Raw genomic sequence first — 19,684 nt, 5'->3', positions numbered from 1 at the left:
AGATGCGTATAAGAGCCAGGTCATGGAGCGACCGGGATGGAAGACATCCAGAATCGCTTCAGATGGAAATTCATGACAAGGAAAATCTCAAGGCAAAAAAGTTGGAAACTGGCCCTAGAGGTTTGAAATAGGGTTGGAAAAGAAAAAGGGTTGCAAGCATGATTGCTTGCAACCCTTTGATTTTTATTGGCGTCCCCAAGGGGATTCGAACCCCTGTTACCGGCGTGAAAGGCCGATGTCCTGGACCAGGCTAGACGATGGGGACGCTGGGTAGGTGTGGCTGGGGGACTAGGATTTGAACCTAGGTTGACGGAGTCAGAGTCCGTAGTCCTGCCGCTAGACGATCCCCCAACGCGAAGTACGTACAACTAAGCAAAAGGGGATCGCTTGTCAACAATATTCCCGTGAAAACCTATTTTCCGGATAATACCGAAAAGAATAATTCCGAAAATCGCTATGCAGCGGCCGCTAAACGTCGAGTCCGCTTTTTCAACAGATTGATCTTGCGGCGCAAGCGATTCCGGTCCTTGCGCTGGGTGCTGGGCAGTTGATCTTTTTCTGTGCGCAGCGTGCGTACCTGACGCTTCAACGACCAAATCTGGTCTTTATATGGAGACGGTCCTTTGTTCTCTTCGTCCGTACTGAAGCCAAGAGCTTCACGCACGGCGACCACGAGGGCGTCTTTATCCATTCCGCTGGCCCCGGTAATCTGGGGAATTTGAGAAATGCACAATTCTCGAAGTTCCTTGGCGGTCATCTTGTCCAAGGGTTTTTTCAAAACAATATTCTTTTCCTCACTCATTCCTTTCTCCTTCACTATCTCACTCGGGGCGGCCATCCACCCGGTTCGTTGTTGCCGCGCATGGTTCGTTTTCGGTACGCGATTTCACCTGTTCAAGCGATCGAACATATTTCCGGTAACAACGCTCGAGCGCTGGGACGGCGGAAAACCGTTTGTCCGGGTGGTTCGTTCCTTCCAGCTTCACGCCTGCTTGCGCATATATCTCCGGCGAAAAGCGCGAAGCGGTCTTTCTTCCTTCCCGCAAAGCGTTTCCAATTGCATCCGCGACCGCGACCAAGGAAGATCGGCCTCCTAGCAGATCAAGGCGGACCTTGTCAAAGATTTTTTCTCCCAAGGCGGCATTGACGGCTCGCAGAATCGTCGGCGCGTGGAAATGCATCTCCTGCATTACCATGGGATCCTCGACGCCCAGCAGCAGTGTGGTCTTGTTGCGACCCAAGGGTTTGGCCATATCCGCGATTTCGGGACCGACCACAGTGGGCCAGGACGACCAGATTTCGGCAAGCCGCCACTGGAGCCGACGCTCCGCCCTGTTCCAAAAATCATGGAGGATGTCGCGTGCCTGGTACGTCATGGAAAAATCCCGCGGAACAAACTCCACGCGCTGTTTACCCATCGCTGACATGCCGAAGGGTGGTGGCGCGTGGAGTCGATCGTGCTAGATTTTGGTCGCGGTGCGCAGATCGGCCACGGCGTCCGTGGTTTCCCAGGTGAAGTCCACGTCTTCACGGCCAAAGTGGCCATAGATCGAGGCCTTCTTGTAGATGGGCCGCTGCAGGTCCAGGCGCTTGCTGATGTAGAACGGACGCAGGTCGAAAACCTCTCGGACCGCCTTGGTCAGCACTTCGTCGGAAACCACGCCGGTGCCCCAGGAGGTGACGAGGGTGGAGATGGGCTCGGCCACGCCGATGGCGTAAGCCACCTGCACTTCGCAGCGATCGGCCAGGCCGGCGGCGACCACGTTCTTGGCGATATAGCGGGCCATATAGGCTCCGGAACGGTCAACCTTGGACGGATCCTTGCCGGAAAACGCCCCGCCGCCGTGGTTGCCCATGCCGCCGTAGGTGTCCTGGATGATCTTGCGTCCGGTCAGTCCGCAGTCGGCCAAGGGGCCGCCCAGGACGAAGCGTCCGGTGGTGTTGATGAAAATCCGCGTTTTCTCGTCGAGCATTTCCTCGGGCAGGCTCTTGAAGATGACTTCCTTCTTGATGGCCTCCACCAGGTCCGCGTAGGCGATATTCTCGTTGTGCTGGCAGGCGATGACCACGTTGTCGACCCGCTTGGGTTTGCCCTGCTCGTACTGGATGCAGACCTCGGTCTTGCCGTCGGGGCGCAGAAAGTCGAGGATGTTGTTCTTGCGGACATAGGCCAAACGGCGGGAAAGCTTGTGGGAATAGAAGATCGGAGCGGGCATCAAGGTCGCGGTCTCATTTACGGCGAAGCCGAACATCATGCCCTGGTCGCCGGCCCCTTGCTCCTCCGGCTTGGTCCGGTCCACACCCATGGCAATGTCCACGGACTGCTTGTCAATGGAGGAAATCACGGCGCAGGTGTCCGCGTCAAAGCCCATCTCGGAACTCGTGTAGCCGATCTCCCGCACGGTTTCCCGGACAATTTTGGGGAAGTCCGCGTAGGCGTTGGTGGAAATCTCACCAGCGATGAAGGCCAAGCCGGTGGTCACCAGGGTTTCGCAGGCCACGCGGGCCGTGGGATCCTGGGCGATGATGCAGTCCAGTACCGCATCGGAGATCTGGTCCGCGACCTTGTCCGGGTGTCCTTCCGTAACGGACTCCGAGGTAAAGAGATAGGAATTGGTGTTCCCGTGCATGCGTCATTTCCTCCTTACTGATTGTTTTTTCTGTCCGGACTGATGATGCCGCCGGAAACCAGCAGCTTGAAGGCGTCTTCCACGCCCATTTCCATGGGGATCACGGAGTGCTCGGGGACCATCAGAAAAAAACCGGAAGTAGGGTTTGGTGTAGTGGGGACAAAAACATTGAGCACATTGTGACTCGTCTTGCGTTGGGTCTCGCCGGTGGCGATACCGGTAACGAACCCCAAAGCATAACTTCCTTCCTTGGGAAATTCAACCAGGACGACCCGCTGAAAATCCTGCGGGGATCGGTTGAAAATGGTTTCCACCAACTGCTTCACGGCTAGGTAGAGCTTGTTGACCAAGGGGATAGAGTCGATGACCCGCTCCCAGATATGAACCAGTTTGCGCCCCAGGTAGTTGCGGACCAAAAAACCGGTTAAAAGCAGCGTGGCGAAGAGCATGATCAGCCCCAGTCCGGGGATGCGGAACGGGAGGATGTTCTCCGGTCGCAGGGGGGCGGGGAGAAATTGCAATATCCCGTCCACCCAGTTGAACAGGAATCGCAGAAAAAAGAACGTGGCCAGGACCGGGGTCAAAAACAAAATCCCGGCTAGAAGATTCGCTTTGATGAAGTGCTTCAGCCTGGCTAAAGGACCGCGGGGAGGGGCGTCTCTCAGGATCACTGGTGGTCTCCGTCTCGGTTTGGTCAGCCGGCCTGCGCGACGATCCGGTTCGCTGGGTCCACGAGCACGACCTTGGGCCGTAACTCCGCGTATTCATCCAGGGTGAGCCAGGCATAGGCGACAATGATCACCATGTGGCCCGGGGCCCCCTTCAGGGCGGCGGCCCCATTCAGGCATACTTGCCTTGGTTCGCCAAGGATGGCGTAGGTTCGCAGCCGCTCGCCGTTGGTCAGATTATACACGTCCACCCGTTCATGCGGAAGAATGCCCGAAGCCTCCAGGAGGTCAGGACAGATGGACAAGCTGCCTTCATAATCCACCCGGGCCTCGGTGACCGTGGCCCGATGGATTTTTCCGATCATGAAACAGCGATGCGCCATGGAATCCTCATTATTTTCTCGAAATCAAAATGTTATCAATGAGCCTCGCGTTGGCAAAGCGTACGGCCACCGCGATCAGGACCGGGCCGGTCACCTCTTCCACGGGATAGAGTTGGTCCGGGTCTACCGCGGCCAGGTATTCAACGCGACCCAGGGGTATTTCCCGGGCATATCTTTCGCCCAGGGAGGACAGCAGCAGGCTCGAGTCGGTCTCTCCCTCTTCGACCAGTCGTGCTACGTGCAGCAGGCCTCGTTGGATGGCCGGAGCCTGGCCTCGTTCCTCGGGAGAGAGGTTGACGTTGCGCGAACTCAAGGCCAGACCGTCTGCTTCGCGTACCGTGGGCCGCCCATGGATCTCCACGGGGAGGTCCAGGTCTCTCGTGATCCGCCGGATGACCGCCAACTGTTGCCAATCTTTTTCACCGAAAACGGCCAGTGACGGGTTGGTCAACACGAACAGTTTGGCGACCACCGTGGCCACGCCGCGAAAGTGCGTCGGACGCTGCACCGCGCACAACCCGCGGCAAAGAGACGGCGCTTCCACCCAGGTGGCGTGGCCGTCGGGAAACATGGCTTCGACCTCGGGCATGAACAGGACGTCCACGCCCACTTCCTCGGCCAGTCGGGCGTCGCGTTCCGGATCACGCGGATAACGCTTCAGATCTTCTCGCGGTCCGAACTGGGTCGGGTTGACGAACAGGCTGACCAGGAGCGCGTCCGCACGCTCCCTGGCCCAGCGCATCAAGGCCAGATGACCTTCATGAAAAAAGCCCATGGTCGGTACCAAGGCCAGACGTTTGCCGGCGCAACGTTGGCCCATGGTCCAGGATTGGATTTCGTCCGGCTGGGTGATGGTTTTCATACGTCTCTCCATCAAATCGTTGTTTGTCGCGAAGAACCTTCTCCACGTACGCCTCGTCCAACAGTACCCGGATTCAAAAAACCTCGCCAGACCCGTCGCCGTAGTCCACCAGCTCCAGGCACAGTCCACGAGCCGGGGCCGTTGCCGGAGCCGAGTCACGACGACCTTGCTCGAGGATGGTCAGAACCTGGTCCGTGCTCAATCGGCCTTTCCCGACCATGACCAGACACCCCATGAGGTTACGGACCATCTGCTTCAGAAAGCCGTCGGCGGTGAACAACCAAACGCTTTCTTGCGGATACGTTCCAGCCTTGCAGTGGATGTCCCACACCGTGCGCACCGGACTGCGGACCGGAGTGCCCTGGTTTTGGAACGCGGACCAATCCCTGCACCCGATCAGCTTCCGCGCCGCCTGCTTCATGGCTTCCAGGCTCAGCTCGCCGACCCGCCAGACGTAAGCTCCGCGCTGCGGCAACAGCCATCGTGGTTCATGCCAGAGGGTGTAGCTGTAAGTTTTCTGGATCGCGTCGAAACGTGCGTGGAAGGTTTCGGAAACCTGCTCCAGGCGGACAATGGTCACATCCGGAGGCAAAAGCGCGTTCATGGCCCGCTGCCACGGGAGATCGCGACGGGCCGCGGGCACGTCCACATGGGCCACCTGCCCCAAAGCGTGGACTCCCGCGTCCGTCCGTCCCGCCCCATGCACTCGGACGGGACGGCCGGCTAGCCGTTCCAGGGCCTCTTCCAGGCATCCCTGGACCGTACGCGCACCGTTCTGCAGTTGCCAACCGTGGAATTCCGTCCCAACGTAGGCGACCTGGAATTTCAAGCGTATCGAGGAATCAGACGTCGTCACCGGCTTACTGCAAGGGAAGCTGCATCCTGGTCAGGGCTTCGGTCAGGCGGGCGGCTTTTTCCGCGTCCACGAAGGAGAGCACCTCGCCGGCGTTGCGGCCGCGCATGCCGGACAAAATTTTGACGGCCACGGGCTCTTCCAAAGCTTCCAGCGCCTTCGCCGCCTCCCGAGGCTTCATATTGGAGTAGACGTCCACAAGATGTCTGATCTTGCGGTCCTTGAGCACGTCCGCTTCCTCGATCATGCCCTGAATCCGCGACTCCAGTTCCTGGAGGCGATTCAGCTTGGCGTCGAGTTCGTTTTCCAGAGCGCGCAAGGTTTGTTCCTGGCGCTGAACCTCCTCCTGACGTCGCCGCAAATTTTGCCACTCCTCCGAGAGGTCGCCCTGGGCCGCCATTTGTCGCGATGCGCCGACGTTCTGGCCTGCCGCATCGGGTGCGTCGGCCGACGCACCGGCCTGGGCCACGTCCCACGCTCCGGGGATTTCCGTGGCCGAGCCCTGGGCGTGGGCCGGTTTCGGCGCGGCCAGGACGGCTTCGGCCACGGCGCTTCCCGGATAATCCGCAACGCCGGTCCCGCTCCAGACGGCCAGAAAGACCAGCTTGCACATGCTCAGCACGGCCACTGCGGCCAGGAGGTTAGAGATCTTTATACTGGTGCCGAAGGGTTGCCATTTCATCGAGATCCTTTTGCTCGCTGCTTTTTTCTTGCGCATGGAATTCCAGGGCCTTTTTGTTTCGGAGTCGTTCCAGGATCTTGGCGTCCTTGGATCGTTGGATCAGTTCGCCCCGACATGAGGCAACCCGGTTCGCCAAGTTTTGCAGGTGATGCTCTTCGCGCTGAACATCTTGCAAAAGGCGTTCCCGGTAGGTGCTCCACAGCCAAAACTCGTCGGGAGGCAATAAATGGCGGCTTTCCATCCGGCTGGCGGCCTCTTCCAGTTTGGCGCGAATCTGTTCAACCCTCTGGGCCTGAGCCTGATAAGCTCGCTGAGCCGCCGCCAGTTCCAACCGGGCATTGTCCACAAGTTGCCGCCGGTAGTCCAGGACATTTTCCAGGGAAAATTGAAACGGCTTGGGCATGATTCATGTTCCGGCGAGTATCCATCCGAGAAAAACGCTCAGTTCGCCCCAGACGATTCCGGCTCCCAGGAAGTCGCCGTTCACGCCTCCCCGGATTCGTGCCAGACGGATCAAAAACAGCAGGCCCGCGCAACACAGCAGGCCGCTGAATAAGAGCACCTTCCACGGCACGAACGCAATTCCCAGGGCCATGGCCGTTCCAGCGACCCAGACTACACGCCGGTCCGTGGCAGCGGTCAAGAAAATCCCGGCCAAGCCCGGTCGGCCCAACTTTCGGGTCCGCCAGGCCAGGACCACGGCGGCGGTCCGTCCCAGGACGGGAGCCCAGATCAGCACTCCCCACGCTCCGTACGGAAACACTTCCGACAACAGAACCAAGTACCCCGCCAGCCCCATGACCAGCCCCATCCCTCCGAAGGCTCCCATCCGGCTGTCCTTGAGCACCTCCCAGAATCGCTCCCCCCGGGCTCCGCTACCCCATGCGTCGCACAGGTCGACCCAGCCGTCCCAGTGCAGGCCGCGCGTCAAAACCATGGTCAGCCCCAGCCACAGCCAACCCTGAATCCATGGACGACCCTCGCCCAGGCCGAGCATGAAGGGCAGTGCCGCGACGAAGCCAAGGTACAGCCCAACCAGGGGGAACCAGCGCACGCCTCGTCCCAAAGTGTCGATGTCGGCGATTCGGGCCGGGGCCAGCCGGGTCAGGAACCCGGCGGCCAGGATGAACTCATGCCATATTCGCAAGTAATGCCTCGTGGGCCGATAATAAGGAATAATCAGGAGCTGCTCATGGACGCGACTACGGTTTCATTGCTTTCAAGGCCTGATACAGGGCCTGGGTGCCGTCGCGACCGTGGCCCAATTCCGAGGCTTTCTTGTACAGCCGCTCCACCAGGTCCAGTCCGGGCAGGTGGATGCCCATGCGTCGGGATTCCTCCAGGGCAATGCCCATGTCCTTGATGAAGTGATCGATCATGAACCCGGGGGCGTAGTCGCCCTTGAGGATGCGTGGGGCCAGATTTTCCAGGCTCCAACAGTTGGCCGCGCCTTTTGTCACGGACTCCAGGACCTTGGTGGGCTCTAATCCGGCCGCCGCGGCATAGACCAAGCTTTCGCAGACCCCGATCATGGTCCCGGCAATGATGATCTGGTTGCACATCTTGGAGTGCTGGCCAGCTCCGGCCGCTCCCTGGTGGACGATGTTCACGCCCATCAGCTTGAACAGGGAAAGCACGGTCTGAAAGGCCGCATCATCCCCGCCGACCATGATGGACAGTTTGGCGCTCCGTGCGCCCACGTCCCCTCCGGATACCGGAGCGTCCAAGGCGTTCGCGCCGCGTTGCCGGGCGGCTTCGGCGATCTCCACGGCCAGACTGGGACTGGTGGTGGTCATGTCCACGCAGGCCCGGCCCGATTTCAGACCGGCCAAAAGCCCTTGCTCTCCAAAATATACTTCCCGGACGTCCGGAGGGAAGCCGACAATGGTGAACACCACGTCCGCGGCTTCGGCCACGGCCCTGGGCGAATCGGCCCAGCTTGCGCCTTTTTCCAGCAAGGGCAGAGCCTTGGCCTTGGTCCGGGTGAACACCACGGCCTTGTATCCGGCGTCCAGAAGATGCCCGCACATGGACACCCCCATCACCCCGGTCCCGATCCATCCAATCCGCGTGGTTTCCGGCGTTACGGTAATCATATCCGTGGTCATCGTCTTCCTCCCTGGGTCTGTGTTGCGCTCAATAATACCATTTCTAAATCAAAGCTTATCTTTCGGTGTCGGTGTCGGGCTTCCGGCCATGGCCAAAATGGGCGCGATGATCCGGGTCATGGCCTGGGCCGTGGGGCCGTCGGAGTGGACGCGCAGAAAGGCGAACCCTTCGTCTCCGGCCCGGGCCACTTCCGTATCCAGGGGGATTTTGCCCAGAAACGGGACTCCGGCTTCCCCGGCCAAGGCCTCGCCCCCGCCACTGCCGAAAATATCCTCCATCTCCCCGCACTTGGAGCAAACGTGACCGCTCATGTTCTCCACAATGCCCAGCACGGGGTTGCCCAACTCGGCGCAAAAAGTCACGGAGCGACGAACGTCGTCCACGGCCACTCCCTGAGGGGTGGTCACGATCAGGGCCTTGGCCTCAGGACCCAGAAGCTGCAAGACGGAAAGCGGCTCGTCTCCGGTCCCCGGAGGGCAGTCCACCACCAGATAATCCAGATCGCCCCAGGCGACGTCGCGCAGAAACTGTTTGATCACGCCCATCTTGGCCGGACCTCGCCAGATCACGGCCTCGCTAGGGCTGGACAGGAGAAAACCCAGGGACATGACCCACAGGTTCGGTCCGGCGCTGAGCGGTTCCAGCCGTCCGGCATCCAGCCGGGCCCGTTCTCCGCCCAGACTGAGGAGCCGAGGCAGGCTCGGTCCGTGGACGTCCACGTCCAGCAGCCCGGTCTTCATGCCGGCCATGGCCAGGGCCTGGGCCAAATTCACGGCCACTGTGCTCTTGCCAACGCCGCCTTTTCCGGACAATACGACGATCTTGTGCTTGATCCTGGCCAGAGCGCGGTGCAGGGCCTGTTCTTCCTCGCTTTTCCCGCCGCACCCCTGTTTATCCGAGCAGGATTCGCACGCATGGTTGTTCATAATTTCAAATCTCCTCAATGGTTGGTCTTCAAAACGATCAATTCCGATGCACGAGTCGCTCGGGCCAAACGAATCCGGCCCGGATGGATGAAGTCGGACGAATTGCCGACGACTTAAGAATGGTATAAGAACGTGCGCAAAACAATGGATAAACGCGGTTCAGCCACTAACCCCATTCCTTCCGCAGGGGAAGGCCCGAGCCGCCCAATTTGGAGGTCAAACACATCATGACGTTTCCCAGTTTACGTTTTGGCGACATGATTGCCAAGGTCCCCATCGTCCAAGGCGGCATGGGGGTGGGCATATCGCTTTCCGGCCTTTCCGCCGCCGTGGCCAATCAAGGCGGGGTCGGCGTGATTTCCGCCGCCATGATCGGCATGAGCGAGCCGGATCTGGCCAAAAATTACGCCGAGGCCAACATCCGTGCCTTGCAGCGGGAAATCCGCAAGGCCAAGGAAATGACCAAAGGCATCCTCGGCGTGAACATCATGGTCGCGCTGAGCAATTTCGCCGACCTGGTTCGAACTTCCATCCAGGAGAAGATCGACGTCATCTTTTCCGGCGCCGGTCTGCCCTTCGACCTGCCCAAGTATCTCACCGAGGACTCGCAGACCAAGCTGGTGCCTATCGTTTCCTCGGGCCGGGCCGCGGCCATCATTTGCAGGAAGTGGCTTTCAAAGTTCAACTATCTTCCGGACGGCTTCGTGGTCGAAGGCCCTCTGGCCGGGGGGCACCTGGGTTTCAAGGCCGAGCAGTTGGACGACCCGGAATACCAGCTTGAAACCTTGGTCCCTCAAGTCATCGACGCGGTCAAGCCCTTTGAGCAGGAACACGGCCGGGCCATTCCGGTGATCGCCGCCGGCGGCATCTTCAGCGGCGCGGACATCTGCAAGTATCTGCGCATGGGCGCCGCCGGGGTCCAACTGGGAACCCGCTTCGTGGCCACCCACGAATGCGACGCGGACATGGCTTTCAAGCAGGCATTTATCGACGCCAAGGAAGGCGACGTTACGGTGATCAAGAGCCCGGTGGGCATGCCGGGCCGGGCCTTGAAAAACCAGTTCCTCGCCGATGTGGAGGAAGGCAAGCGCAAGCCGTACAAGTGCCCGTACCACTGCATCGTCACCTGCGATGTCAAAAAAAGTCCGTACTGCATCGCCCAAGCCCTGGCCAACGCCAAAAAGGGACGCCTGAACCTCGGTTTTGCCTTTGCGGGGCAAACGGCGCACCGGGTGAAAAAGCTGCTCTCGGTAAAGGAATTGATGGAGTCTCTGGAGGCGGAATACGACGACGCCTGCGCCGGACCCGCGGCGGTTTGACCTCCTCGGTTAACGAAAGCACGAAAAAAAGACGAGGCCGTGACGCCTCGTCTTTTTTCGTCTCTCTTGAATTCACGCCTAAAACCAGTTACGAACCACATGCTTTGGGCTTTGGTTTGGGCGTTTTCTTCCCCCAATTTCTACAGGCCGATTCCTAAACGCTCGTTTTCGATTACCTCAAGACGGAGTTTTCACGAATGGACGATGGTGGCAGTAGCACCCGACAATCTCAACCTCCCTCAGCCTTGCCCGAGGTTCGGCACGGCGCACCGTTTTTCGCGGGAACCACGTATTCTTAACGCGTAGTCCGTTTCCCGCGGAGCCCCTTCTTCGGCGCGCCCTTGCTCACGACCACGGGCCAGGAGGCGCTCCATGAAAGATCCACAAATTATCTCGACGCTGAACGAGTATCTGGAGGCCGGAAATCCCAAGGCGCTCCGGGATTTTACAGCTTCCCTGCATCCGGCCGATCTGGCCGACTCCCTGGATGAGCTGTCCACGAAGGACGCGGCCCAGGTCCTGGAGACCCTCTTTCCGCACCACAGCGCGGAGGTCCTGGGTCAACTGGACGCGGACCTGCAGATGGACATCGTGCTCCGCCTGTCCGACAAGCGGCTGGCGGAAATCATCACGAACATGTTTTCCGACGAACGGGTGGACCTGATCCAGCTCCTCCCCGAAGAACGCCGGCAAAACGTCCTGCGGCTGCTGGCCAGGGCTGAACGCGAGGACATCATCCGTCTGGGGGCCTATGTCGAAGGCACGGCCGGAGCGTTAATGACCTCCGACTACGCGGTGCTCAAGCCGTCCCTCACCGCGAGGCAGGCCTTGGACAAGCTGCGCCTGGAGGCGCCGGACAAGGAGACCATCTACTACACCTACGTCATCGACGAGGAGCGGTGTCTAATCGGCCTGGTCTCACTGCGGGATTTGATCATGGCCCCGCCGGAGAAGAAGGTCGAGGAAGTGATGCGCCGGGATCCGATCACCGTTCATGTCGCCGACGACCAGGAAGACGTAGCTAAAACCATGGCCAAGTACGATATCCTGGCCGTGCCGGTGGTCGACGAGAAGGACGCATTGATCGGAATCATCACCTTTGACGACGTTCACGACGTCATCGAGGAAGAGGCCTCCGAGGACTTCCACCGCATGGGCTCCATCGCCGAAGGCTTCGGTCCGTCGGCCTCGGACCTCAGCGGGTTCAAGCCCGCGGATCTCTACTACCTTTTTTTGAAGCGCGTGCCCTGGCTCTTGGCCCTGGTCTTCGTGAATATTTTTTCCGGGGCCGGCATTGCCTACTTCGAGAACACTATTCAGGCGGTGGTTTCCCTGGTGTTTTTCCTGCCTCTGCTTATCGGCAGCGGCGGCAATGCCGGCTCGCAATCCGCGACGCTGATGGTCCGCGCCCTGGCCACGGGGGAGGTGCATATGAAGGACTGGTTCAAGCTGCTCAGCCGGGAAATCCTCATCGCCTTGGCCATCGGGCTGTGCATGGGCATGGCGGTGTCCATGATCGGGATCTTCCGGGTCGGGCCGGACGTGACCATGGTCGTGGCCATGAGCATGGTCATCATCGTGCTCATGGGCAGCCTGATGGGCATGTCCCTGCCCTTCCTGCTGACGCGCTTCCGGCTGGACCCGGCCACGGCCAGCGCCCCGCTGATCGCTTCCCTGGCCGACATCTTCGGAATCATGATCTACTTCGGAATCGCCACATGGTACCTGGGGCTACAACACGTCGGATAACACCACGGGAGCCGCGTCTTCGGATTCTGAGCTCCGTAAAACGCTCTCATCGGCAAAGATGCCCCGAGAAAAAGAATTCGCGGATTTAGGGATGGGATATTTCAAGCATACATCGCCTACGTCATATATTGCTGATCATAGAGCTTTTTGTAGACGTTGGACGTGATGTAGAGTTTTTCGTGGTCCCCGGTGGCTTTGATCCGGCCGTTTTCGAACAGGAGGATTCGTGATGCCAGCCGGATGGTGCTGAAGCGGTGGGCGATGATCAGTACGGTCTTGTCCTGGATCAGACCGGCCAAGGCCTGCTGGATCATATCCTCGCTGGTGGCGTCCAGGGCCGAGGTGGCCTCGTCAAGGATCAAGATCGGGGCGTTGCGCAGGAAGGCCCGGGCCAGGGCCAAGCGTTGCTTCTGACCGCCGGAAAGGCGCATGCCCTTTTCTCCGACCACGGTTTCATATCCGTGGGGCAGTTCGTGGATGAACTCGTGGGCAAACGCCCTCTCCGCTGCGTATTCCACGGCCTCGGGCGGGGCGTCCAGGTTGCCGGCCAGGATGTTGGAGCGCACCGTATCGTTGAACAGCACAGGGTCTTGGGGCACGATGGCCATGGCCCGTCGCAGGTCTTCCTTGCGCACGTCGCGCACGTCCATGCCGTCGACGCGGATCGCGCCCGCGGAAACGTCGTAGAACCGGGGGATCAGGTTCGCGAAGGTTGTCTTGCCCGCCCCGCTGGGGCCCACCAGGGCCACCACTTCACCGGGGGAAATGGTCGCGTTGACGTCCTGGAGCACAGGGATGCCCTGTTCGTAGGCGAAAAAAACGCGCTCGAAACGAATTTCCCCCCGCACCTGCCCCAAGGACATGCTCTGGGGGGCTTCGGGGTCGGGGACCGTGTCCTCGGTGTTCAGAATATACTCCAGGCGCTCCAGGGATGCCTCGCCCTTGCGGATTTCATTGTGGATCCGCCCCAGTTTTTTGACCGGTTCGTAGGCCATGTACAGCGCGAAGATCAGGGGAAGAATCGTCTCCAGACTGACTCCCCTTGAAGCCGCGTAAAACACGGCTCCGGCCACCCCGATGGCGGCCACCACTTCGATGGTCGGAGAAAGGATGTGCGAGTACTTGACCACCTTCATGGCCCAGTGGAACAGACCTTGAGCGGCCTGCTCGAACTTGCGGATTTCCCGTTTTTCCAGGCCGAAGGCCCGGACTTCCTTGGTCGCCGTGAGATTTTCGTTCAGGATGGTGGTCAGGTCCGCGGTCTGGGCCAGGAACCGGTGAGCCCGGTGAAGCAGTTTCTTGCCGATGATCCGGATGGGCAGGATACAGACCGGAACCAGCAGCAAGGCCAGCAGCACGAAGAGCAGGTCCTGCTGCTTCATGGACAGGTAGACCACCGCGCCCAGGGCTCCGATAAAGGTCAACGGCTGCTTGATCAGGTCGTTGGCCACGTTGGTCACTACCCCCTGGAGCTGCCCGGTGTCGTTGACCACCCGGGCCAGCAGGTCGCCGCTTTTGTTTTTTTGATAAAAGGCCAGCGGCAATTCCTGCAGCTTGCTGAAGACTCGCACCCGCAGCGCTTCCAGCACCTTCCCGCCGCAGTAGTGGATCAGGTAGACGTTCAGGAACCCGCTGGCGGCGCGGATCAGGAAGACGACGGGAATGAGCGCGGTCACCGTCAGCAGAATGGCCGTAGGAGGCGGTTCGGGACCGAAAATAACCGGAAAAACCCGGTCGGCCATGAAGGGCAGGCCGAAGCCGCTGGCCACGCCGAAAATCACCCCGAAAAAAATGGCCGCCGCGAACTGCAGCCGTACCGCGCCCAGCAGGGCGAAATAGGGCAAAAAACGTTTGAACAATCCTTCGCTTTGCTTTACTCGCATCGTGACGCGTCGCTCCCCGTAAACACCCATTGGCATCATTGAGTGTTGAAAAATCCTTATCCGAACAGTCCGTTCAAAAACCCCAAGTGCAAGGAACAAAAAAAGGTCACGATCAAAGCGTATTTATTCATACGTGAGCGTTTGAACTTTTTGCGGCGACGCAGCAATTGTAGGTTTTTCAACGGACTGATACATCATCGTCATGCATTCTCCCACGGTTCTGATCATCAAGCCTTCATCCCTCGGGGACATCGTACACGGGCTGCTCGTCGCCCAAATGATCAAGGCCGGATTTCCGGGGGTCCGGATCGACTGGGTCTGCCGGGACGTTTTCGCGCCGTTGGTGGCGGCTTGCCCGGTGGTGGACGACGTCCTGCTTTTCCAGCGCCACGGAGGACCAACCGGGTTTCTGCGCTTGATCCGCGTCGTGCGCAAGCGGCGCTATTCCCATGTCCTGGACATGCAAGGCTTGGCCCGTAGCGGACTGATCGCCTTGGCGGCCCGGGCCGACGTGGTCGTCGGTCGAAGCGACGCACGGGAAGGAGCGGGAATCGCATACCACCAGTCTACGCCCTTGCCAACCGCCGGCCGCGACGCCCACGCCGTGGACATCCTGGCCGAATTTCTGCCTCTTTTGGGCTTGCCCAGGACCATCGTCGCCCGACTGCCTTTCCGACCGCCTGAGCGTCCGCCGGAAATCAAAACCTACCCACGTCAAGACAATCACCAATCAGACCGCCCTGACCGGCTGGAGCCCATCCCGGCAATCGCGAAGCCCAAGCCGATCCTGCTGTTTCCCGAAAGCAGCCGGCCTGAAAAGAATTGGCCGGGCTACGCGGCACTGACCAAGCTGCTGCTCGACGCCCTGCCCGACGCTTCCGCGTCCTGGGCCGGAGCCCATGCCATGCCAAGTCCACCCTGCTTCGCGGGTCTTTCGGAGTCGAACACTCCGCGCTTTTTGAACATGACCGGACAAACCGCCCTTGCCGAGTTGCCCACCCTCATCGCCCAGGCCCGTCTGGTGGTCGGCAACGACAGCGGGCCGCTGCATCTAGCCGCTGCCATAGGCGTGCCCACCCTGGCCCTGTTTGGCCCTACGGATTCGGCCAAATACCGGCCATATCCCGGAGACGACCGACGCAATCACGTCCTGTGCGCCCCCGGCGGCGACATGCGTCTGCTCCAGCCCGAGGTGGTATTGGAGGCCGTTCGGGTACAGCTCAGCGACGTGGCCCCAGAAAGCGGCTGATGGCGTCCACGGTCCGTCTCGTAGCTCCTTTTCCGGCTTGGTGCCAACTCCGGGCCGCCTGGCCCATGGCCCTTCGCTCGGCCTGATCGCGCAACAGCGCCGTCGTAGCGTCGACCAATTCCGCTTCATCCCGAACGACCTTGCCAGCCTTTGCCGCAAGCAGGGAATCGACCACGGCCTGAAAATTCTGCATGTTCGGCCCGAACAGCACGGGCCTGCCCAGGGCCGCGGCCTCGATGGGATTCTGGCCGCCCTTGTGCGGAGCCATGCTTTTGCCCACGAAGACCACATCCGCGGCCTGAAGTAAGCGAACCATCTCCCCGGTGGTGTCGGCCACGGCCACGTCCACCGGTCCCTCGGCGGAGCCAGTGGACCGGAAGTGCGCGGCGATGACCTTCTTGATCAGCAAGTCCCGCAGCTCGCCCCGGCGCTCAGCGTGACGGGGGATCAACAGCAGCTTACACGGCAGCCCATGATTCGCGAGCTTGCGGGCCACCCGCAGCAGCATCCGCTCCTCTCCCGGCCAGGTGGAGGCTCCAGCTAATACCAGGGGGCGCGATGCGTCTTCGCGGTCCGCACGATTTCCCACGGTCCCCAGGCCCAAGTCCGCGCGCAACCGTTCCAATTCGGCGGAATCCAAGATCGGGTCCGGGGCAATATCCAACTTGAGGTTGCCGCTGGTCACGATCCGATCCGCCGCGATCCCCAGGCGCGCGAAACGCTGTCCATCCTCTTCCGAAGCGGAAACGACCAGGGACAGCATGGCGAAGGGCTCGCGCAGTGGACGCGGCAGAGCCTGCCAGCGACGGAAGGACCGCTCCGAGAGCCGGGCGTTGATCAACACCGTCGGGACGCCGCGAAGTCGGGCCTGGTGAAGGTGCTCCGGCCAGATTTCCCCTTCCATCAGTATGCACAGGTCCGGCTGAAGCCGATTCCAAACCCGTCGGCTGACGGGCCAGAAGTCCACCGGAAAATAGCCGAGGTAGGCAAGTCGCTGGCCGTACTTGCGCTCGGCCAGAGTATACCCCGTGCTGGTGGTGGTGGTCATCACAATCTGGGTCGTTGGATGCTCTTGGAGTAGCAATTCCAGCAGCGGCCCCAAGGCCTGCAACTCTCCGACGCTGACGGCATGGATCCATATCCGGCTGGCTTCGGCGGGCGGTGCCGGGATGTTCGGAACCCGGCCCAGACGCTGGCCGAAATGCCGGGCATAGCCGCCTCGACGCAGCATTCGCGGCAGATAGAAGGGTAGGGCCGCGAGCAGGGCGACGGGAAAAAGCAGACGGTAGAGCAGGAGCATGCGCCGGCTCAACCCAAGCGATACTGCTTGAAAAGTGGACTGTCCCGGACCGTGCAAGCCCTGGATGAGTCTCGGCTACAGGACAATACCGTTTTCCTGCAGGTCCTGGATCAAAAACTGGCGCATCTTTTTGCTCACCGGTCCGGGTCGAACGTCGTGGATGGGTTTCTTGTTAAAGCGGACCACGCTCAGGGCGTCGATGGTCGTGCCCAGGAGGATCACTTCCCGCGCCAAGTAGACATCGTCCTCGGTGACCTGGCGGAAGACCACCGACATTTCGTCCTTAATCGCGTCCAAGGCGCGCATCAGGGTGGTTCCGGTCAAGGCGTTGTTCAACTCCGGAACCACCAAACGTCCCTGGGCGTCCACGAGACAGACGTTTTCCACGGCCCCTTCGGCCAGAAATCCGTCGTCGTCAAAACACAGCGAATAGTCGCAGCCTGCTTGCACGGCCTCGCGCTTCATCAGCACGTTGGGCAGATAGTTGACGCTCTTGATCTTGGCCATCAGGCCGCGCTTGGCGGGCATGGAGCAACGTGAGGCCGTGACGCCCTTTTCATAGGCGGACTCGGGCCGCGGATGCAGGGCGTAGGCCACGATGTACAGACCGGCTTTGGGGCATTCCCGTGGATCGATACCGAATCCTCCTGGGCCGCGCCCCAGGAGGATGCGTACCATGCCCTGGTCCGTGTTCGCGGCCCGGGCCACGTCCACGATCATGGTCTTCATGTCCTCCCAGGGGCAGGGCGGCTCGAGAAAAATCGACCGGGCAGAGAACATCAGCCGGTCTACGTGCGGATCAAGCTGGTAGAGCTTGCGCTCCACGAATTTCATGGTTTCGAAAACTCCGTCTCCTCGATGGACCATGTGGTCATCAAGGGGCAGGAGCATCAGCCGCGGGTCCGTGCCGATCGCGCCGACCCGGTGGTCGTAAAAGGCCATGACCTCGCCGATCCCCGGCCTGGGGGCCTGGAGAAGCCGCTCCAGATAGGCGTCTGAATCGTTGACGATAGTTAGCATCATCCTGCTCCGAATTCGTCCCGTACAATGTGATGCGGCCCGAAAGTCGGGCCGCGAAAAACGAGAAATGGTCCGTTAGACTCGGACCAAATCCCGCTCCACTAGCACCTCCGCGATCTGCACGGCGTTCAGGGCCGCTCCCTTGCGCAGGTTGTCCGCCACGACCCACAGATTCAGTCCGTTGGCGATGGACTCGTCCTCGCGGATGCGGCCGACGAAGGTCAGGTCCTCTCCGGCGGCGTGGATGGGCATGGGATAGATTTTCTCCTTGGGATTGTCCAAAACCTGCACGCCGGGAGCTTGGGCCAGGATCACCCGGGCCTCGGCAGGGGTGATCTTCTTCTCGGTCTCCACGTTCACGGACTCGCTGTGACCGAAGAAAACCGGCACCCGGACCGTGGTGGCGGTCAGCCGGATGGTCTCATCGCCCATGATTTTTTGGGTCTCCAGGACCATCTTCATTTCTTCCTTGGTGTAGTCGTTGTCCAGGAAGACGTCGATGTGCGGGAGGCAGTTGAAGGCGATCTGGTACGGATACACCTCGGCCTCGGGTTCCTGCATGTTGAACATCTGGCGAACCTGGGTCTCCATCTCCTTGATGGCCTTTTGGCCGGTTCCGGAAACGGCCTGGTAAGTAGAGACGACCACCCGTTTGATTCTTCCCGCGTCGTGCAGAGGCTTGAGCACCACGACCATCTGGATGGTCGAGCAGTTGGGATTGGCGATGATTCCCTTGTGCTTGGCCAAATCGTCCGGGTTCACCTCCGGGACCACCAGAGGAACTTCCGGATCCATGCGCCAGGCGCTGGAATTGTCCACCACCACGCACCCAGACCGGACGGCGATGGGCGCATATTTTTCCGACGTACCCCCTCCGGCGGAAAAGAGGGCCAAATCCAGTTCCTGAAAGGAGTTTTCGTCAAGTTCCTCCACGATCAATTGGCCGCCCTTGAACGGGATTTCCTGGCCCGCGGACCGGGAAGAGGCCAAGGCCCGAACACTGGTCGCTGGAAATTCCCGCTGTTCCAGCGTCTTGAGCATTTCCCTTCCCACCGCTCCGGTGGCACCCACCACGCCGACTCGCAATTGCTTGGCATGCATATGTCGTCACTCCTTAATCTGTATTTCAACGCGATCAACGCCTTGTCAGCGGTGGACCTGCTCCATAATCCGCAGGCAACCGTCCGACCGGTTCATGGTGTACAAATGAACCCCTGGGGCTCCGTTGTCCAAGAGATCCTGTATCTGGGCCGCAGCGTAGGCCATGCCCACCTCCTGGACCGCTGCGTCCCCGCCTCGCGCCTCGGCCTGTTCCAGGTCCTTGAGAAACGCGGCCGGCAGGGTCGCGCCGCACATGGAGGTGATCCGCTGAATAAACTTCAAGCTAAAAATGGGCATGATCCCCGGCAGGATGGGCTTGGTGATCCCGGCTTCACGCGCGAGCTGGACGAACTTCCAGTAGATGGCGTTGTCGAAGAACAATTGGGTCACGGCGAAGTCTCCGCCCAGGTCCAGCTTCATTTTCAGGAAATCCATATCCTCATTCAGGCCCACGGCCTCGGGATGTCCCTCCGGGTACCCGGCCACGCCGATCCCCATACTCGGGTACTCAGCGGAAATGAACCGGACTAGGTCCGAGGCGTAGCGGAATCCGTCGTTCGAAGGGACGAACGAGGTCTCTCCCTGTGGCGGATCGCCACGAAGAGCCATCACGTTGGTCACCTCAGCCCGGACCAGATCGTCCAGAAATGAGCGCAGAACCTGGGTGGAGGCCCCGACGCAAGTCAGATGCGCCATGGGCTCCAAGGCGAAATCGCGCTTCAAGGTGGTCACGATCTCCAGTGTGGCGGCCTGGGTGCTGCCGCCGGCACCGTAGGTCACGGAGACGAACAGCGGGTCCAGGGCTCGCAGTCGCTGGGCCGTATCAAAAAACTTCGGCCACAAGGCCCGGTCCTTGGGGGGGAAAAATTCCAGGGAAATTTTGGATCGTTCGGGTTGTTCCAACAAATTCTTGATTCTCACGATTGGACTCCAGTCTGTTTCAGCGCGTG

20 protein-coding genes and 2 tRNA genes are annotated in these 19,684 nt (G+C 60.4%); 3 read left to right on the top strand and 19 right to left on the bottom strand.

Annotated features, from left to right (window positions below):
* Positions 1-187 precede the first annotated feature (187 nt).
* From C6366_RS05880 to C6366_RS05815, 14 genes are all read right to left on the bottom strand, one after another.
* A tRNA-Glu gene (locus tag C6366_RS05880) sits at positions 188-265 on the bottom strand.
* A 12-nt stretch (positions 266-277) separates the two neighbouring features.
* A tRNA-Gln gene (locus C6366_RS05875) sits at positions 278-351 on the bottom strand.
* A gap of 103 nt (positions 352-454) precedes the next feature.
* On the bottom strand, positions 455-802 hold the full coding sequence (locus tag C6366_RS05870) for a hypothetical protein (RefSeq protein WP_031386467.1): 348 nt from the start codon (positions 800-802) through the stop codon (positions 455-457).
* A gap of 19 nt (positions 803-821) precedes the next feature.
* Positions 822-1,376, bottom strand: coding sequence for a DUF721 domain-containing protein (locus C6366_RS05865; protein ID WP_107736415.1), 555 nt, complete (start codon positions 1,374-1,376; stop codon positions 822-824).
* 84 nt (positions 1,377-1,460) lie between these two features.
* Complete coding sequence (gene metK / locus C6366_RS05860) at positions 1,461-2,630, bottom strand: methionine adenosyltransferase (protein ID WP_107736398.1); 1,170 nt, start codon at positions 2,628-2,630, stop codon at positions 1,461-1,463.
* A gap of 14 nt (positions 2,631-2,644) precedes the next feature.
* On the bottom strand, positions 2,645-3,301 hold the full coding sequence (locus C6366_RS05855; protein WP_233248405.1) for a DUF502 domain-containing protein: 657 nt from the start codon (positions 3,299-3,301) through the stop codon (positions 2,645-2,647).
* A gap of 23 nt (positions 3,302-3,324) precedes the next feature.
* A complete protein-coding gene (gene panD, locus C6366_RS05850; RefSeq protein WP_107736397.1) occupies positions 3,325-3,681 on the bottom strand; it encodes an aspartate 1-decarboxylase in 357 nt (118 codons plus the stop codon).
* 10 nt (positions 3,682-3,691) lie between these two features.
* The gene (gene panC, locus C6366_RS05845) at positions 3,692-4,543 is read right to left on the bottom strand and encodes a pantoate--beta-alanine ligase (RefSeq protein WP_107736396.1); all 852 of its coding nucleotides are present in this window, start codon (positions 4,541-4,543) and stop codon (positions 3,692-3,694) included.
* Between the two features lie 73 nt (positions 4,544-4,616).
* On the bottom strand, positions 4,617-5,399 hold the full coding sequence (truA, locus tag C6366_RS05840; RefSeq protein WP_233248404.1) for a tRNA pseudouridine(38-40) synthase TruA: 783 nt from the start codon (positions 5,397-5,399) through the stop codon (positions 4,617-4,619).
* A gap of 4 nt (positions 5,400-5,403) precedes the next feature.
* Entirely contained in the window at positions 5,404-6,078 is a 675-nt protein-coding gene (locus tag C6366_RS05835) for a MotE family protein (RefSeq protein WP_107736395.1), read from the bottom strand.
* Positions 6,038-6,481 (bottom strand): flagellar export protein FliJ, encoded by a 444-nt coding sequence (fliJ, locus tag C6366_RS05830; RefSeq protein WP_107736394.1) that lies wholly within the window; start codon positions 6,479-6,481, stop codon positions 6,038-6,040. Before fliJ ends, C6366_RS05835 begins: the two co-directional genes overlap by 41 nt.
* 3 nt (positions 6,482-6,484) lie before the next feature.
* On the bottom strand, positions 6,485-7,225 hold the full coding sequence (locus tag C6366_RS05825; RefSeq protein WP_107736393.1) for an adenosylcobinamide-GDP ribazoletransferase: 741 nt from the start codon (positions 7,223-7,225) through the stop codon (positions 6,485-6,487).
* 55 nt (positions 7,226-7,280) lie between these two features.
* Positions 7,281-8,186: an NAD(P)-dependent oxidoreductase gene (locus C6366_RS05820; RefSeq protein ID WP_233248403.1), complete on the bottom strand. Its 906-nt coding sequence runs from the start codon at positions 8,184-8,186 to the stop codon at positions 7,281-7,283.
* A 48-nt stretch (positions 8,187-8,234) separates the two neighbouring features.
* The gene (locus C6366_RS05815; protein WP_107736392.1) at positions 8,235-9,113 is read right to left on the bottom strand and encodes an Mrp/NBP35 family ATP-binding protein; all 879 of its coding nucleotides are present in this window, start codon (positions 9,111-9,113) and stop codon (positions 8,235-8,237) included.
* Between the two features lie 227 nt (positions 9,114-9,340).
* On the opposite strand from C6366_RS05815, the gene C6366_RS05810 reads away from it, so the two are divergent.
* The gene (locus tag C6366_RS05810) at positions 9,341-10,432 is read left to right on the top strand and encodes a nitronate monooxygenase family protein (RefSeq protein WP_107736411.1); all 1,092 of its coding nucleotides are present in this window, start codon (positions 9,341-9,343) and stop codon (positions 10,430-10,432) included.
* A gap of 372 nt (positions 10,433-10,804) precedes the next feature.
* Positions 10,805-12,181 (top strand): magnesium transporter, encoded by a 1,377-nt coding sequence (gene mgtE / locus C6366_RS05805; RefSeq protein ID WP_107736391.1) that lies wholly within the window; start codon positions 10,805-10,807, stop codon positions 12,179-12,181.
* A gap of 116 nt (positions 12,182-12,297) precedes the next feature.
* On the opposite strand, the gene C6366_RS05800 is transcribed toward mgtE, so the two are convergent.
* A complete protein-coding gene (locus tag C6366_RS05800) occupies positions 12,298-14,064 on the bottom strand; it encodes an ABC transporter ATP-binding protein (protein WP_107736410.1) in 1,767 nt (588 codons plus the stop codon).
* A 202-nt stretch (positions 14,065-14,266) separates the two neighbouring features.
* Between C6366_RS05800 and C6366_RS05795 the strand changes: the two genes are divergently transcribed.
* Entirely contained in the window at positions 14,267-15,313 is a 1,047-nt protein-coding gene (locus C6366_RS05795; protein WP_107736390.1) for a glycosyltransferase family 9 protein, read from the top strand.
* Here C6366_RS05795 and C6366_RS05790 read toward each other — a convergent pair.
* The 4 genes from C6366_RS05790 to metF all read right to left on the bottom strand — a co-directional run bounded on the left by C6366_RS05790 (position 15,285) and on the right by metF (position 19,655).
* Positions 15,285-16,613, bottom strand: a complete 1,329-nt coding sequence (locus tag C6366_RS05790) for a 3-deoxy-D-manno-octulosonic acid transferase (RefSeq protein ID WP_107736389.1) — start codon at positions 16,611-16,613, stop codon at positions 15,285-15,287. The genes C6366_RS05795 and C6366_RS05790 overlap by 29 nt on opposite strands.
* 75 nt (positions 16,614-16,688) lie before the next feature.
* A complete protein-coding gene (locus tag C6366_RS05785; RefSeq protein ID WP_107736388.1) occupies positions 16,689-17,633 on the bottom strand; it encodes an aminotransferase class IV in 945 nt (314 codons plus the stop codon).
* A 75-nt stretch (positions 17,634-17,708) separates the two neighbouring features.
* Positions 17,709-18,734: an aspartate-semialdehyde dehydrogenase gene (locus tag C6366_RS05780; protein ID WP_107736387.1), complete on the bottom strand. Its 1,026-nt coding sequence runs from the start codon at positions 18,732-18,734 to the stop codon at positions 17,709-17,711.
* A gap of 45 nt (positions 18,735-18,779) precedes the next feature.
* The gene (metF, locus tag C6366_RS05775) at positions 18,780-19,655 is read right to left on the bottom strand and encodes a methylenetetrahydrofolate reductase [NAD(P)H] (protein ID WP_107736386.1); all 876 of its coding nucleotides are present in this window, start codon (positions 19,653-19,655) and stop codon (positions 18,780-18,782) included.
* Between the last annotated feature and the right edge of the window lie 29 nt (positions 19,656-19,684).

Source organism: Desulfonatronum sp. SC1 (genome assembly GCF_003046795.1).
Classification (GTDB): Bacteria; Desulfobacterota; Desulfovibrionia; order Desulfovibrionales; family Desulfonatronaceae; genus Desulfonatronum.
Note: the sequence above shows the minus strand (reverse complement) of the source record. Positions and strands in the feature narration are given on the sequence as shown.

Bases quoted from the DNA above. Each gene is read 5' to 3' on its own strand.
- C6366_RS05870 (WP_031386467.1), bottom strand. From the start codon at position 802: ATGAGTGAGGAAAAGAATATTGTTTTGAAAAAACCCTTGGACAAGATG.
- C6366_RS05865 (WP_107736415.1), bottom strand. From the start codon at position 1,376: ATGACGTACCAGGCACGCGACATCCTCCATGATTTTTGGAACAGGGCG.
- metK (WP_107736398.1), bottom strand. From the start codon at position 2,630: ATGCACGGGAACACCAATTCCTATCTCTTTACCTCGGAGTCCGTTACG.
- panD (WP_107736397.1), bottom strand. From the start codon at position 3,681: ATGGCGCATCGCTGTTTCATGATCGGAAAAATCCATCGGGCCACGGTC.
- panC (WP_107736396.1), bottom strand. From the start codon at position 4,543: ATGAAAACCATCACCCAGCCGGACGAAATCCAATCCTGGACCATGGGC.
- C6366_RS05835 (WP_107736395.1), bottom strand. From the start codon at position 6,078: ATGAAATGGCAACCCTTCGGCACCAGTATAAAGATCTCTAACCTCCTG.
- fliJ (WP_107736394.1), bottom strand. From the start codon at position 6,481: ATGCCCAAGCCGTTTCAATTTTCCCTGGAAAATGTCCTGGACTACCGG.
- C6366_RS05820 (WP_233248403.1), bottom strand. From the start codon at position 8,186: ATGACCACGGATATGATTACCGTAACGCCGGAAACCACGCGGATTGGA.
- C6366_RS05815 (WP_107736392.1), bottom strand. From the start codon at position 9,113: ATGAACAACCATGCGTGCGAATCCTGCTCGGATAAACAGGGGTGCGGC.
- C6366_RS05810 (WP_107736411.1), top strand. From the start codon at position 9,341: ATGACGTTTCCCAGTTTACGTTTTGGCGACATGATTGCCAAGGTCCCC.
- mgtE (WP_107736391.1), top strand. From the start codon at position 10,805: ATGAAAGATCCACAAATTATCTCGACGCTGAACGAGTATCTGGAGGCC.
- C6366_RS05800 (WP_107736410.1), bottom strand. From the start codon at position 14,064: ATGCGAGTAAAGCAAAGCGAAGGATTGTTCAAACGTTTTTTGCCCTAT.
- C6366_RS05795 (WP_107736390.1), top strand. From the start codon at position 14,267: ATGCATTCTCCCACGGTTCTGATCATCAAGCCTTCATCCCTCGGGGAC.
- C6366_RS05790 (WP_107736389.1), bottom strand. From the start codon at position 16,613: ATGCTCCTGCTCTACCGTCTGCTTTTTCCCGTCGCCCTGCTCGCGGCC.
- C6366_RS05785 (WP_107736388.1), bottom strand. From the start codon at position 17,633: ATGCTAACTATCGTCAACGATTCAGACGCCTATCTGGAGCGGCTTCTC.
- C6366_RS05780 (WP_107736387.1), bottom strand. From the start codon at position 18,734: ATGCATGCCAAGCAATTGCGAGTCGGCGTGGTGGGTGCCACCGGAGCG.